The organism is Bradyrhizobium sp. Bra64, assembly GCF_024519875.1.
Lineage (GTDB): Bacteria > Pseudomonadota > Alphaproteobacteria > Rhizobiales > Xanthobacteraceae > Bradyrhizobium > Bradyrhizobium japonicum_G.
On sequence record NZ_JALJRD010000002.1, the window covers coordinates 58,707 to 71,686 of the forward strand.

General features: G+C 65.1%; 15 protein-coding genes. 4 read left to right on the forward strand and 11 right to left on the reverse strand.

The window, feature by feature from the left end:
- Nucleotides 1-4: 4 nt before the first annotated feature.
- Entirely contained in the window at nt 5-1,309 is a 1,305-nt protein-coding gene (locus NR187_RS07935; protein WP_211383240.1) for an LLM class flavin-dependent oxidoreductase, read from the forward strand.
- Here the strand turns inward: NR187_RS07935 and NR187_RS07940 are convergent.
- From NR187_RS07940 to dapA, 11 genes are all read right to left on the reverse strand, one after another.
- Complete coding sequence (locus tag NR187_RS07940; RefSeq protein ID WP_211383239.1) at nt 1,306-2,235, reverse strand: dihydrodipicolinate synthase family protein; 930 nt, start codon at nt 2,233-2,235, stop codon at nt 1,306-1,308. The two genes, NR187_RS07935 and NR187_RS07940, sit on opposite strands and share 4 nt — an antisense overlap.
- 17 nt (nt 2,236-2,252) lie before the next feature.
- The gene (locus tag NR187_RS07945) at nt 2,253-3,053 is read right to left on the reverse strand and encodes an amino acid ABC transporter ATP-binding protein (RefSeq protein WP_211383238.1); all 801 of its coding nucleotides are present in this window, start codon (nt 3,051-3,053) and stop codon (nt 2,253-2,255) included.
- Entirely contained in the window at nt 3,050-3,781 is a 732-nt protein-coding gene (locus NR187_RS07950) for an amino acid ABC transporter permease (RefSeq protein WP_211383237.1), read from the reverse strand. Before NR187_RS07950 ends, NR187_RS07945 begins: the two co-directional genes overlap by 4 nt.
- A 16-nt stretch (nt 3,782-3,797) precedes the next feature.
- The gene (locus NR187_RS07955; protein ID WP_211383236.1) at nt 3,798-4,634 is read right to left on the reverse strand and encodes an ABC transporter substrate-binding protein; all 837 of its coding nucleotides are present in this window, start codon (nt 4,632-4,634) and stop codon (nt 3,798-3,800) included.
- 123 nt (nt 4,635-4,757) lie between these two features.
- A complete protein-coding gene (locus NR187_RS07960; RefSeq protein ID WP_211383235.1) occupies nt 4,758-5,060 on the reverse strand; it encodes a DUF4286 family protein in 303 nt (100 codons plus the stop codon).
- Nucleotides 5,061-5,071: 11 nt separating this feature from the next.
- Nucleotides 5,072-6,025 carry a dihydrodipicolinate synthase family protein gene (locus tag NR187_RS07965; RefSeq protein ID WP_211383234.1) on the reverse strand — a complete coding sequence of 318 codons (954 nt, stop codon included), beginning with the start codon at nt 6,023-6,025 and terminating at the stop codon, nt 5,072-5,074.
- Entirely contained in the window at nt 6,022-6,453 is a 432-nt protein-coding gene (locus NR187_RS07970; protein ID WP_211383233.1) for a MaoC/PaaZ C-terminal domain-containing protein, read from the reverse strand. The genes NR187_RS07965 and NR187_RS07970 overlap by 4 nt, the downstream gene beginning before the upstream one ends.
- 3 nt (nt 6,454-6,456) lie before the next feature.
- A complete protein-coding gene (locus NR187_RS07975) occupies nt 6,457-6,864 on the reverse strand; it encodes a MaoC/PaaZ C-terminal domain-containing protein (protein WP_211383232.1) in 408 nt (135 codons plus the stop codon).
- A 9-nt stretch (nt 6,865-6,873) separates the two neighbouring features.
- A complete protein-coding gene (locus NR187_RS07980; RefSeq protein WP_211383231.1) occupies nt 6,874-8,037 on the reverse strand; it encodes an acyl-CoA dehydrogenase family protein in 1,164 nt (387 codons plus the stop codon).
- Entirely contained in the window at nt 8,034-9,224 is a 1,191-nt protein-coding gene (locus NR187_RS07985) for a CaiB/BaiF CoA-transferase family protein (protein ID WP_211383230.1), read from the reverse strand. The genes NR187_RS07980 and NR187_RS07985 overlap by 4 nt, the downstream gene beginning before the upstream one ends.
- Nucleotides 9,225-9,239: 15 nt before the next feature.
- Nucleotides 9,240-10,148 (reverse strand): 4-hydroxy-tetrahydrodipicolinate synthase, encoded by a 909-nt coding sequence (dapA, locus tag NR187_RS07990; RefSeq protein ID WP_256806560.1) that lies wholly within the window; start codon nt 10,146-10,148, stop codon nt 9,240-9,242.
- 184 nt (nt 10,149-10,332) lie between these two features.
- Between dapA and NR187_RS07995 the strand changes: the two genes are divergently transcribed.
- From NR187_RS07995 to NR187_RS08005, 3 genes are read left to right on the forward strand one after another with little or no spacing between them, the layout of a single operon-like run.
- Entirely contained in the window at nt 10,333-11,442 is a 1,110-nt protein-coding gene (locus NR187_RS07995; RefSeq protein ID WP_211383229.1) for a LacI family DNA-binding transcriptional regulator, read from the forward strand.
- 3 nt (nt 11,443-11,445) lie between these two features.
- Nucleotides 11,446-11,814, forward strand: coding sequence for a tautomerase family protein (locus tag NR187_RS08000; protein WP_211383228.1), 369 nt, complete (start codon nt 11,446-11,448; stop codon nt 11,812-11,814).
- A gap of 14 nt (nt 11,815-11,828) precedes the next feature.
- A complete protein-coding gene (locus NR187_RS08005) occupies nt 11,829-12,971 on the forward strand; it encodes an acyl-CoA dehydrogenase family protein (RefSeq protein ID WP_256806226.1) in 1,143 nt (380 codons plus the stop codon).
- The last annotated feature ends 9 nt before the right edge of the window (nt 12,972-12,980 follow it).

The window sequence follows — 12,980 nt, forward strand, 5'->3', positions numbered from 1 at the left end:
CGCCATGAAACGACAGATGCATCTCGGCCTGTTCATCCTGGGAACCGGCAGCCACGTCGCCGGCTGGCGCTATCCCGGCGCGGTCGACAGCTTCCAGGATTTTGCGGCGATCCAGCAGATCGGCCGCACCGCCGAGCGCGGCAAGTTCGACCTGATCTTCATGGGCGACAATCTCTATGCCGATGCCGCAGCCCATCCCTCCTACACCCTGCGGCTGGAGCCGCTGACGATGCTCGCCGCGCTCGCGACCTCGACCAGCCACATCGGCCTCGGCGCGACCGTCTCCACCACCTACAGCGATCCGTTCTCGGTGGCGCGCGTGTTCGCCTCGCTCGATCACATCTCCAAGGGCCGCGCGGCCTGGAATGCGGTGACGACGGCCAATCCGGCGACCGCAGCGAATTTCGGCACCACCCACCCCGACCACGCCCGCCGCTACGAGATGGCCGGCGAATTCCTCGACGTCGTCAAGGGACTGTGGGACGGCTGGGCGGATGACGCCATCGTCGCCGACCGCGCCAGCGGCCTCTATATAGATCCGGCGAAGCTCCGCCCGATCGACCATGACGGTGCATTCTTCAAGGTCAAGGGCCCGCTGAACATCGGCCGCAGCCCGCAGGGGCGCCCGGTCGTCCTCCAGGCCGGCGGCTCCGAGGCCGGCCAGGCGCTGGCCGCGCGCACCGCCGATATCGTGTTCTCGGTGGTGCAGGACATCGAGGAGGCCAAGACCGGTTACACGTCGTTGAAGACGCGACTGCCGTCGTTCGGCCGCAAGGCCGCCGATGTCACGGTGCTGCCGGGCGTGATGCCCGTCGTCGGCCGCACCGACAAGGAGGCGTTCGAGAAGCTCAACGTGCTCCAGAGCTTTGTCAGCGGCAGTAATGCGCTTGCCATCCTGTCCGACCGCTTCGGCCGGGACATGTCGACTTACGATCTCGACGGACCTATCCCGGACATCGCACCGTCAGACAGCTATCACAGCTTCGCCAGCGTCATGCTCGCGAAGGGCCGCCGCGAGAACATGACGCTGCGCGATCTCTACAATCTCACCGCCGCCGCACGCGGCCATTGGGTGCTGTGCGGCTCGGCCGAGCGCATCGCCGATACGCTCCAGCTCTGGTTCGACGAGCACGCCGCCGACGGCTTCAACGTCATGCCGCCCTATTTCCACGAAGGGTTCGAGGATTTCGTCCAGTTGGTCGTGCCGATCCTGCAGGAGCGCGGGCTGTTCCGCGCGGAGTATGAGGGCGCGACGTTGCGCGATCATCTCGGCCTTCCGCGCCCGGCCAATCCGTTCTTCGAGGCTTAGAGCGCGCCGGCGGTCCGCAAGGCCTGTTCGAGCGCCTGCAACTCGCTTGGTATCGCCGGCGGCTGCGGCGGCCGTACCGCGTCGCAGGAGAGACGTCCGAGCAGCTTCAGGCAGGCCTTGAGCCGGACTGTCGCCCGTCCTCCGGGCGCATCGCGATAGATTGCCACCGCCAGCGGATAAAGCTTGTCATGCGCGGCACGCGCACGATCCCAATCGCCGGCCTCGGCCGCATTCCAGAGGCTGATCACGAGATCCGGCACGACGCAGGCAAGGCTGACCTGGCTACCGGCCGAACCGACGAGGTAGCTTGTCAGCAGATGTTCGTCGCCGGAGCCGAGCACGACGAACTCGGGACGCAGCTTGTGAATCAGCCTCAGATTCTGCTCGTAAGTCGCGACCTCCCAGCTGCCTTCCTTGATCGCGACGAAGCGACGATCCGCGATGAGCCGCGTCAGCAGCGGCGGCGGGTAGGCCATGGCGCCCGCACCGACCGGTGCGGCATAGAGCATCAAGGGTGCGGTTGTCGCATCGCGGATGCGTCGATGATGCTCGATGACGCAGTCATCGGCGTGACCGAGCGCCCAGCTGTTCGGAGGGAATACCAGGAGGCCGTCCGCACCAGCCTGCTCCAGCGTGGCCGCCTCGCGCGCAGCCTCCAGGCTCGATTCATGGTTGACACCGGAGACGATCAGGCAGCCCCCCGGAACATGTGCACGCGCCAGCTCCACCACGCGCCGCTTCTCGGCCAGCGACAGCACGAAGTTTTCGCCGGCATGGCCGTTGACAAGCAGCCCATTGATCCCCGGCGTGGACGCGACCGAGGCCAGATGATCTGCCAGTCCTGGCTCATCGATCTCGAAGTGGGGCGTCATCGGCACGATCGTGGCGGCATGGATGCCGCGCAGGCGATCTCTGAATGTCTGCATCACAGCCGCCGCGCCGGCTAGTGAATGATCTGGTCGAGGAACGTCCGCGCCCGCTCGGACTTCGGATGCTTGAAGAATTCCTCCGGCGCGGCCTGCTCGACGACTGTTCCTTCATTCATGAACACGATGCGGTCCGCGACCTCGCGGGCGAAGCCCATCTCGTGGGTCACGCACAGCATGGTCATGCCCTCTTCCGCGAGCTTCTTCATGGTCTCGAGCACCTCCTTGACCATCTCGGGGTCGAGCGCGGAGGTCGGCTCGTCGAACAGCATGATCTTCGGCCGCATGCACAGCGCGCGTGCGATCGCGACGCGCTGCTGCTGGCCACCCGAGAGCTGCCCCGGAAATTTTTCGGCCTGATCCGGAATCCGGACCTTGGTGAGGAAATGCATGGCGAGGTCCTTTGCCTCCGCCACCGTCATGCCGTTCACGGTCATCGGCGCCAGGATGCAGTTCTCCAGCACCGTCATGTGCGGAAACAGGTTGAAGCTCTGGAAAACCATGCCGGTGTCACGCCTGACCGCATCGATGTTCTTGCGCTGGCGATCGAGCTCGACACCGTTGACGTAGATCAGACCCTCATCATGCTTCTCGATGTGGTTGATGCAGCGAATGAGCGTCGACTTGCCCGAGCCCGAGGGACCGCAGACCACGATCTTCTCGCCCTTTGCGACCTTGAGATCGACCTCATTCAAGGCGGTGAAGTCGCCATAATGCTTGTAGACGGCCTCCATGCGAACCGCCTGTACCTCACGGAGCTGCGGCTGCGCACCTTCGACGCCCCTCACGCTGACCGTATTCCTCGGTATCTCGCTCATGCACGGGCCTCCACGCTCGCCTGCGCAACCGGCGCCCTCGCCGCGACCCGCCTGGACTTCGCAGCGCTCGACCGACCAAAATGCTTCTCCAGCCGGCGCTGAATCGCATCCCAGACAGAGGTGAGGATCAGGTAATAGGCCGTGGCCGCCGCATAGACTTCAAGGATCTGGAAATGCTCCTGCATCAGCATGTCGCTGCGGCGCATCAGCTCCTCGACCGAGATCACCGAGGCGAGCGAGGTCGCCTTCAGCAGCGAATTGATGGAGTTGCCGAGCGGCGGGATCATCAGCCGGAATGCCTGCGGCAGGGTCACGCGGCGAAACGTCGTCCATGGCGACAGGCTGAGCGCCCAGGCGGCTTCGCGCTGCCCCGCCGAAACGGCCATGAAGCCGCTGCGGACGATCTCGGCCAGATAAGCCGCCTCGTTGAGAATGAGGCCGACCAGCGCGCAAGTGATCACGGAGAACTTGATCCCGAGTTGCGGCAAGCCGCTGTAGATCACCACCAGCTGGATCAACAGCGGCGTGCCGCGGAAGAACCAGATATAGAAGCGCGAGAAGCCTGACAGAACCGGGTTGGACGACATGCGCATCAACGCGATGCCCATGCCGAGGATCAATCCGCCGATGACGGCCGCCACCGTCAGGCCGATGGTGACGAGCACACCCTTCATCAGGAAGTAGTTGAAGAAGTAGTTGACGGCGGCCGTCGGACTGAAATGGCTCATCGGCTTGTCTCCGTGGTTAGGCCGGACCGGGGCCGGCGATCGCAAGCGGCTGATCGGCCGGCATGCTGGTCAGGCCGAACTTGTCGAACAATGCCTGATAGAAGCCGTCGGCGCGCATCGCGTTCAGCGCCTTGACGACGGCATCGACCACCATCTTGTTGCGGAAGCCGAGCGTGGTGCGCGCCGTGCCGAGCCCGCTCAGCACTTCCTTGACGCGGCCGCGGCCGACGAGATCGCGTGCCACGCTGTCCACGAGCAGCGCATTGTCCACCTGCCCTGCGAGCAGCGCGCTCACGACGTTGGTCGCCGTCGGAAACGTGCGCATCTCGATCGCCCCGCCGCCCTTTGCCACGCTGGTATCGCTGAGCTTCTTGAGCCAATTCATCTGGTAGGTGCTGACCTCGACCGCGGATGTTTTTCCGGTCAGGTCGGATTCATTAGCAATTGTTATGCCGCTGTCAGGCGCAACCACGACCGAGATGGCTTGAATGGCGTACGGCACCATGTACATCAGCTTCGAGCGTTCCTCGGTCCAGAACATGCCGGTGTCGATGCCGTCGATGCGGCCCGCGCCCATCGCCGGAATCATCGCCGGAAAATCCATCCGGACGAGTTCGACCGGAAGACACAACCGCTTGCCGAGCTCGGCGGCGAGTTCCACGTTGAGGCCCTGCAATTGGCCGTCCTTGTCGACGAATTGCTGCGGCGGATTGGTCGGGTTGATGGAGAGCTGCAATTTCCCCGGTGCGATCAGATTGTCGTCGCTGATCGCGGGCGTGCAGGCGGCACGCGCCGCAGCGGGCGCGAGAACGAGTGCGGCAACGGCACTCAAGCGAAGCAGTGTCGAGAGCATATAATACCTCCGGTAAGACGCCAATGAGCGATGCAGTCCCTCGCCCGGGATTCCCCCTCAATGTTTCTTGGATGCGGCGGGCCGGATCTTGCGACACGACAGGCAGCATCGTCTTCGTCCCTCTCAGGCCGGTCCCGACATCGGCTTGAGCTGGATTCGCATGAAGTTCTTCACCAGGGATTCGAACGGACCGAAGCCCTTCACCTTGTGGAATTCCGGCGTCTCGAACGCCCATCGTCCCGCGACTTCGTACATGGCCGCGTATTTTGGTCCGTCGCCGATCGAGACGAATCTCTTTGCCGACAGCCAGCCGGGACAGGCGAGCAGATCGGGAAAATGCCTCTGCTCGTACCAGGCGTTGAACGCAGCTTCGTGCTCCGGATCGATATCGACCCGCACGATGTGGATGAAGGCCTCGTCCGGCATCAGCGCCTCCGTCACGCCAAACGGATGTCGCCGGCCGCGCGCGCCGCTCCGACGGTCGTCGCGATGGCGTCGCACAACGCAGGCAGGACCGGCAGCAACGGCGGCCGCGGATCCGCATTGCGGATCAGGCCGAGCACCCTCAGCCCGACCTTCATGCGCGTGTGCATGTCCATGATCGGCGCTGGTCCATAGATCGCCCGGACGATCGGATAGAGCCGCTCGTTGACGGCGCGCATCGCCTTGAGATCGTCGGCGAGCGAAGCCTGCCAGAGCGCGACGAACAGATCCGGCGCGAGGCTGACGAGACCCGAGAGAATGCCGTCGCCGCCGACGGCAAGCTGCGGCAGGAACCAGTTGAAATTCGACGGCAGGATCGCGACGGACGGGTCGGCCCGCTTCACCGCGCGCCGGTTCTCGTCATAGGCGAAGATGGTGTCGCTGCCCTCCTTGATAGCGATGACGCTGTCGAGGCCTGCGATCTTCGCCAGCGTCTCCGGCGAATAGCCAAGTCCGGACGCCAGCGGATACTGGAAGATCGACACCGGAATGCCGATGGCGGAACTGATAGCCAGCACGTAAGCCACCGGCGCGCGCGAGGTCGCCGATGCACCGCCGCCGAGCGGTGCCGGCGGGAATAACACGGCGCAATCGGCGCCGGCGGCTTCCGCGAGCTGCGCCTGATGGATCGCCTCCGCGGTCGAATGAGCGATGATACCCGAAAGCAGCGGCTTGCCACCGATATGCCGGCGCGTCCGCTCGATCACCGCCTGTCGCTCGTCGTCCGAGAGCGACCCGCCCTCGCCGGCATGTCCGTTGACGAACACCGCCGCGATTCCGTCCGGACAGGCGCAATAGTCGAGCACGCGGGCGTAGCCGTCCCAGTCGATCGAGCTGTCGTCCTTGAAGGGCAGCACGGTTGCGACCGTGACGCCGCGCAAGTCAGGTTTCTTCATCGGCTTGCTCATGACGGTTTCCGGCGCGGGAATTTCAGGCTCGCGCGTGCCTTCAGCACCTCGAGGCCGCCCTCGTTGCGGGCGCTTGCCTCCCAGATGATGGTGCGGGTCTCGTCGTGCTGCTCGGCGATCCAGACGTCGAATGTGAGCGTATCGCCGTAGAACACCGGGCCGGTGAACCAGAACCGATCCTCGACAGAGACGCCGATGGTGCCAACGAGCTCGCTGGTGAGTACACTGGTGCAGAGGCCGGCGACCATGATCCCCGGCGCCAGCCGGCGACCGAAGCGCGTTGCGCCCGCATAGACCTCGTCGACATGGACAGGTCCGAAATCGCCGGTGGCGGCAATGTAGAGCGCGCCGTCCGCCTCGGTGATGGTCTTGCTGAGGCTGACCCTGTCGTTCACCTTGAGATCGTCGAAGGATTTCGGCTCGTACATGGCTCAGCCCTTCGCGAACGGAACCAGCGTCGCGGTGCCGTCCACCACGGTCACCCCCGAGGGCGACAGCGTGCAAGTGACCCGGCAGACCGCGTCGTCGCCGGCAACCGAGACGATTTCGGCCTTGGCCTCGACGGACTCGCCGACGATCACGGGGGCGGCGAAAGTCAGCGCGATGCTGCCGATCCGCCGCGTCGGTCCGCCGAGCTGGCTGAGGCAGGTGGTGGCGAGACCGCCGACTGCGAGCTCGAAGGCGACCATGTTTGAGGCGCCGGCCTTTTTGGCGCGGACGGCATCGACATAGAGACCACCGAGATTGCCGCTGATGCCGGTGAACATCGCCTGCTCTGCGACCGTCATGGTCTTGCGGAAGGCAAAGGCGGCGCCGGGCTTGAGAGGTGCGTGAGACATCGGTCTTCCCTAGAGCTGCAAGCCGTTCTTGATCGTGCTGCGCGCGACCAGCATGCGGTGGATTTCGGAGGTGCCGTCATAGATGCGGGTGACGCGGGCATCGCGATACATGCGCTCCAGCGGCAGGTCCTTGCTGAAACCCATGCCGCCGAACACCTGGATAGCGCGATCCACGACGCGGCCCTGCATCTCGGAGGCCGCAACCTTGATCATCGAGACCTTGTCGCGCGCATCCCGCCCCTGATCGATGTCCCAGGCGGCATTCATCACCATCATCTTGACGCCGAATATCTCCGTGGCGGAATCGGCGATCAGCTTCTGCACCATCTGGAAATCCCCGATGGCCTGGCCGAACTGGCGCCGCTCGCCGGCATGCTTGCGCATCATCTCGAGCGCACGCTGCGCCATGCCGACGGCGCGGGCGCCGATATGGGCAAGGCGGATCTGCAGTACGCTCTGCATGATCAGCTTGAAGCCGCCGCCGACCTCGCCGAGCACGGCCGCTTTCGGGATACGGCAGTCCTCGAAGGTCAACTCGGCATGGCCGTAGCCGCGATGGCCCATCATCGGCTGGGTCCGCGCAACCTTGAAGCCGGACGTGCCGCGGTCGACCAGGAACAGCGTGATGCCGCCCCGCGCACGCTTCTCCTTGTCGGTCAGCGCCATCAGGATCACGTAGTCGGCGATGTCGCCGTCACTGATGAAATGCTTGGTGCCATTGAGCACCCACTCGTCGCCATCGAGATGAGCGGTCGTGTTGATCGATGCCGCGTCGGAGCCGGCCCCCGGCTCGGTGATCGCCATGGCGCAGATCTTGTCGCCCTTGACCGTCGGCAGAAGGTAACGTTCCACCTGGTCGCCCTTGCACGCCATCAGCATCGGATAGACCTGGCCGAACACACGGCGGATCAACGCATCGGAGGTCTTGCCGAATTCTTCCTCGACGAGACAATGCTCGACACAGGACAGCCCGCCACCGCCGACATCCGCCGGCATGTTCATTGCGTAAAGGCCGAGCTTCTGCGCCTTGGCCTTGGTGACCGCCAGCACATCGGCCGGCACCGTTGCCGTCCGCTCCACCTCGTCCTCGAGCGGCTGCACCTCCGTCTCGACGAACCGGCGGACGGTATCGACCAGGAGGCGGGTATCCTCAGGGACTGAAAAGTCGATCATCCCGCCGCTCCCACCGCCTTGCCAGCAATCATCGCGTCAATGTCGGCAGCGCCGTAGCCGATCTCGCCGAGCACTTCGCGGGTCTGCGCACCTAGCCGCTGCGGCACCAGCCGCACCTCCGGCGTCCGGCCGTCATAGCGCGCGGGATGCGCGACCATGCGGATTGGCGCGCCCCCTGCACTTTCGGCGGTCTTGAACACACCGAGATGGTTGAGCTGGGGATCGGTCTCGAGGTCGCGATAGTCCTGCACGGGCGCGTGCCAGATCCGCGCGGCTTCGAGCACCGGCAGCCATTCCGCGGTCGGCTTCTGCTTCAGCCGCGCCGCGACGATGCCCGTAATCTCCTCGCGCTTCGAAAAGCTGTCGGCGTCGCCAAACTGCTGCAAGGCATCGCTGGCAAGCGCTATTGCCAATGCCTTGGGCGAAGCCATGGAGATCGCGAGATGACCGTCGGCGGTCGCGTGAATGCCGTACGGCCCGGGGCTGAACCAGGCCGCAATACCGGCCGGACCGCGCGAGGTCGGCGACGGCGCGCCGTTGAGCCAGGCGGTCAGCGGTTCGACCTGGAGATCGAGGGCGGCCTGATAGAGGTTGACCTCGACGAGCTGCCCCTTCCCGGTCCTGGTCCTGGCGAACAGCGCCGCCAGAATGCTCATGGCATAGAGCGAGGCGGCATGCTGGTCGACGATCACCGCGCCAACCGCCGTCGGCTCGCCGTCGGCGCGTCCGGTTCGCATCGCAAGACCCGACATCGCCTGAAGCAGGAGATCCTGGCCCGGGCGCTCCTTGTAGGGCCCATCCGATCCGAACCCGGTCGCGACGGCGTAGATTAGGCCAGGGTTGATTGCTTTCAACGTGTCGTAGCCGAGGCCAAGCTTGGCCATGGTGCCCGGCCGGAAATTCTCCATCACCACATCGGAGGTGGCGACCAGCTTCTTCACCGCGGCAATGCCATCGGGATGCTTGAGATCGACGGCCAGGCTGCGCTTGTTGCGCCCGGTGGCAAGGTGATTGACGCTGTCGCCGGCGACAAAATGGTTCGCAACCGCCCAGTTGCGCTGAAACGCGCCCTCGATCGGCTCGACCGCGATGACGTCGGCGCCGAGGTCGGCAAGCGTCTGCGCGGCCAACGGGCCCGCGAGGTAATGATTGAAACTCAGTACTTTGACGCCGTCGAGCAGGTTCATCCGTTCACACCCAATTTAAGCAGCCGCGATTGGCGTGCCGCGCCACGCCAGATCGAACGTCTTGACCAGGGCGCGGGCGGCGGCGTCCTGCGCAGCCGGCAGCGGCAGCCGTGGCGGACGCGGATTGCCGACCGCAAGACCCATATGGCCGAGCAACGCCTTGCTGCCGGCGACATAGGCCTGGCCGCCCACGAATTCGATCAGCGGCAGGTATTTCAGATAGAGCTCCCGCGCCTGCTTGATCGCGCCATCATCGGCAACGAGGCTGAAGATGCGCGCCATTGCGGCGGGCGCCACGTTGGAGGCGACCGCCACCCACCCCTGTGCGCCTTCGACGAACGACTCGAAGCCGAGGATGCCGCCGAACACCGTCATCCGGTCGCCGCAGAGCCGGATGATGTCGCGCACGCGCGTCACCTCAAGCGTCGACTCCTTGATGTAGAGACAATTGTCGATCTCGGAGATGCGCGCCACGAGCGGTGGCTTCAGGTCGACATTGGCGGTTGCCGGGTTGTTGTAGACCATGATCGGTAGCGAGATCGCATCCGCAACCGTCTTGTAGTGATGGACGAGCTCGTCGTCGGTCGGGGTCGAGTAGAACGGCGGGATGATCATCACGCCGTCCGCGCCCAGTTTTTCGGCATGGCGACTGAGCCGCACCACCTCGCGCGTATCTTCCGCGCCGGTGCCGATCAGAACGGGCACGCGGCCTGCAGCCTGAGCAATGACGACCTCGGCGACCAGCGCCTTCTCATCGTCGTCGAGAGACAGGAACTCACCGGTCGAGCCGAGCGGGATCAACCCATGAATTCCTTCGGCGATCTGCCAATCGACGAAGGCGCGCAGTGCCGCGACATCGATCTCGCCGGCCGGCGTAAACGGGGTGATCATGACGGTGTAGGTGCCGCGAAACTTCTTCATCAGGGAACTGCCGGGCGATCTGGTGAACTGGAAGAAAGACGGCGCCCTGCGGAATATCCGCAGCCGTCATGCAATCGATTGCGTAACTGGCTCTGCATTGAGCAACACCATCCATATTTTGGGCTTGATCCTTGCGGGAATAGCCCATAGCGTTTCTGCAATCGTTTGCAGTCTATCGGCAGGTTTGATGAGCGTCACGCTCAAAGATGTGGCACAGGCGGCCCGCGTTTCAGTCAGCACCGCATCGCGCGCACTGACTGGAACCGGCCTGACCAGCGAGCGCACGCAGCAGCGCCTGACGCGCATCGCGCGCGAGCTCGGCTATCGGCCGAATCCGATCGCGCGCGGATTGAAGACCGGTCAGTCGCGGCTCGTCGCGCTCCTGGTCCACAATCTCACCAACGCCTCGTTCCAGGTGATGGCCGAAGTGATGCAGGCGCGCCTGAAGGCAGTGGGTTACCAGATGCTGCTGTGCATCGGCGGCGACGACGCCCAGCAGGAGAGCGACACGCTCACCGCGCTGGTCGATCACCGTATCGACGGACTGATCGTCGTCCCCACCGGCAAGAACGGCGCGCAGCTCAAGGCCTTGGCAAAGGATGTCCCGATCGTCTGCCTGGTGCGGCGCGATGACGCGACCGACCTCGAGACCGTGCTCGCCGACGACCCGCAAGGCGCCTATCTCGGCACGCGCCATCTGATCGAGCTCGGGCACAAGCGCGTCGGGCTGATCGTCGGCCGCCAAGACACCACGTCGGGCCGCGAGCGGTTATCCGGCTATGTCCGCGCGCTGCGCGAGGCCGGCATCCCCGTCGACGACACATTGATTCATGCCGGCCATTTCGTGCCCGAGACCGGCGCGACGTCCTGCCGCAAGCTGCTCGACCTCCCTCGTCCGCCCAGCGCGATCTTCGTGGCCAATCACGAGGCCACGCTTGGCGTGCTGCGCGTCATCGCGGAGCGAAACATCGCGGTCCCCGACGATCTCTCGCTGCTCTGCTACGAGGACATGCCGTGGTTCGAATGGCACCGCCCCGCGATCAGCATCGTCGACAATGGCGCACGCGATCTCGCCAACCTCGCTGTCGACCGGCTGCTGCAGCGCATGGATGCGAAGGGCACCGGCAATGATGGCGTTCGCGAATACCGCGTCGGCGCTCGCCTCGTGCAGCGCGACTCCTGTCGTCGGATCGAAGTCGCCAGCACCAGGGCCGGCAAGCCCAAGCCGTCAATCGCCAAGCCGTCAGCCGCCAAGTCCCCGTCCAAATCGTCTGCGGCCAAATCCGCGAAGGTCTGACCGATGCCCTATGTCGAAGTGCTCGCCCCGCAAGTTCCGCCGCAACGCAAGGCCGCTCTGGCGAGGTCCGTGACCGACGGCCTGATGTCGGCGTTCGGCGTCGGCGCGGACACGGTCACGCTCTACTTCCTCCCGATCTCGCCTGATGACTACGCGCATGCCGGCACGATGGCGGCTCAGGACGGCGGCCAGCGCATCCTGCTCAAGGTGCACGCATTCCGCCGCAGCGAAGCCGAGCGCCGCGCCGCCGCCATCGCCCTGACCCGCGGCGTGTGCAACGCCTATGGCGTGCCGGGCGACGATGTCGCGGTCTACTTCATCGATCGCGACAAGAGCGAAGTCGCGCACGATTCCAAGCTTGCCAGCGACTGATGGGACCGCACGCCATGGATCGCTTCTATAACCAAGACCAGAAAGCGCTGCGCGAGACCGCCCGCCGTTTCGCGGAGGCCGAGATCCTGCCGCGCGCGGCCGCGATCGACCGCGAGGACCGCTTCGACCGCGCGCTATACAAGGGCATGGCCGATCTCGGCCTGTTCGGCATTTGCCTGCGCGAAGGCGCGGGCGGCGCCGGCCTCGACGCGGTCGCGGCCTGCATCGCGATGGAGGAGCTGGCGCGCTGCTCCGGCGCGGTCGCCAATGCGTTTGCCATTCCCGTCGAAGCGGCATTGTTCTTCGACCATCACGGCACCGACGCGCACAAGGCGCTGATCCCACAAATCCTGAGCGGCGACATCATCCCCGCCACCGCCGTCTCCGAGCCGGATCACGGCTCCGACGTCGCGGGCATCCGCACCCATGCGGTGCGTGATGGCAATGGGTGGCGGCTGAACGGCACCAAGGCCTGGGTGACGCTCGGCGGCGTCGCCGACCGCATCATGGTGTTCGCGCGCACCGGCGCGGACGCAGGCCATCGCGCCATCTCCTGCCTCCTCGTCGACGGTGCCCTGCCCGGCATCACACGCGGCAGGAACGAGGAGCTTCTCGGCATGCACGGCCTCGACGACTGCCAGATCACGTTTTCCGACGTGCAGCTGCCGGCCGACAGCGTGATGGGCCCCGAGAACCAGGCCTTCAAGATGGCGATGAGCAATTTCAACTTCAGCCGGCTGATGATGGCTTCGATGGCGCTGGGCATGGCCCAGGCCGCCTTCGAGGACGCCACGGCGTACGCCCGCGACCGCAAGCAGTTCGGCCAGGCCATCATCGGCTTCCAGGCGGTGCAGTTCATGCTCGCGGACATGTCGACCGACATCGCCGCCGCGCGGCTTCTGATCCACCACGCCGCACGCCTGCATGATGCCGGCGACCCGATCGCCAAGGAAGCCGCGCAGGCAAAACTGTTCACGACCGATATGGCGATGAAGCACGTCTCCAACGCGCTCCAGATCCACGGCGGTAACGGCTATTCGCGCGAATACCGCATCGAGCGCATCTTCCGCGATGTGCGCCTTGCCCAGATCTACGAGGGCACCAACCAGATCCAGCGGCTCATCATCGCCCGCCAGATCGAGAAGGACGCCGCATGATGCGGAGCA

Excerpts from the sequence above, each read along its gene's own strand:
- NR187_RS07935 (WP_211383240.1), top strand. The coding sequence starts at position 5 with ATGAAACGACAGATGCATCTCGGCCTGTTCATCCTGGGAACCGGCAGC.
- NR187_RS07940 (WP_211383239.1), bottom strand. The coding sequence starts at position 2,235 with ATGCAGACATTCAGAGATCGCCTGCGCGGCATCCATGCCGCCACGATC.
- NR187_RS07945 (WP_211383238.1), bottom strand. The coding sequence starts at position 3,053 with ATGAGCGAGATACCGAGGAATACGGTCAGCGTGAGGGGCGTCGAAGGT.
- NR187_RS07950 (WP_211383237.1), bottom strand. The coding sequence starts at position 3,781 with ATGAGCCATTTCAGTCCGACGGCCGCCGTCAACTACTTCTTCAACTAC.
- NR187_RS07955 (WP_211383236.1), bottom strand. The coding sequence starts at position 4,634 with ATGCTCTCGACACTGCTTCGCTTGAGTGCCGTTGCCGCACTCGTTCTC.
- NR187_RS07960 (WP_211383235.1), bottom strand. The coding sequence starts at position 5,060 with ATGCCGGACGAGGCCTTCATCCACATCGTGCGGGTCGATATCGATCCG.
- NR187_RS07965 (WP_211383234.1), bottom strand. The coding sequence starts at position 6,025 with ATGAGCAAGCCGATGAAGAAACCTGACTTGCGCGGCGTCACGGTCGCA.
- NR187_RS07970 (WP_211383233.1), bottom strand. The coding sequence starts at position 6,453 with ATGTACGAGCCGAAATCCTTCGACGATCTCAAGGTGAACGACAGGGTC.
- NR187_RS07975 (WP_211383232.1), bottom strand. The coding sequence starts at position 6,864 with ATGTCTCACGCACCTCTCAAGCCCGGCGCCGCCTTTGCCTTCCGCAAG.
- NR187_RS07980 (WP_211383231.1), bottom strand. The coding sequence starts at position 8,037 with ATGATCGACTTTTCAGTCCCTGAGGATACCCGCCTCCTGGTCGATACC.
- NR187_RS07985 (WP_211383230.1), bottom strand. The coding sequence starts at position 9,224 with ATGAACCTGCTCGACGGCGTCAAAGTACTGAGTTTCAATCATTACCTC.
- NR187_RS07995 (WP_211383229.1), top strand. The coding sequence starts at position 10,333 with ATGAGCGTCACGCTCAAAGATGTGGCACAGGCGGCCCGCGTTTCAGTC.
- NR187_RS08000 (WP_211383228.1), top strand. The coding sequence starts at position 11,446 with ATGCCCTATGTCGAAGTGCTCGCCCCGCAAGTTCCGCCGCAACGCAAG.
- NR187_RS08005 (WP_256806226.1), top strand. The coding sequence starts at position 11,829 with ATGGATCGCTTCTATAACCAAGACCAGAAAGCGCTGCGCGAGACCGCC.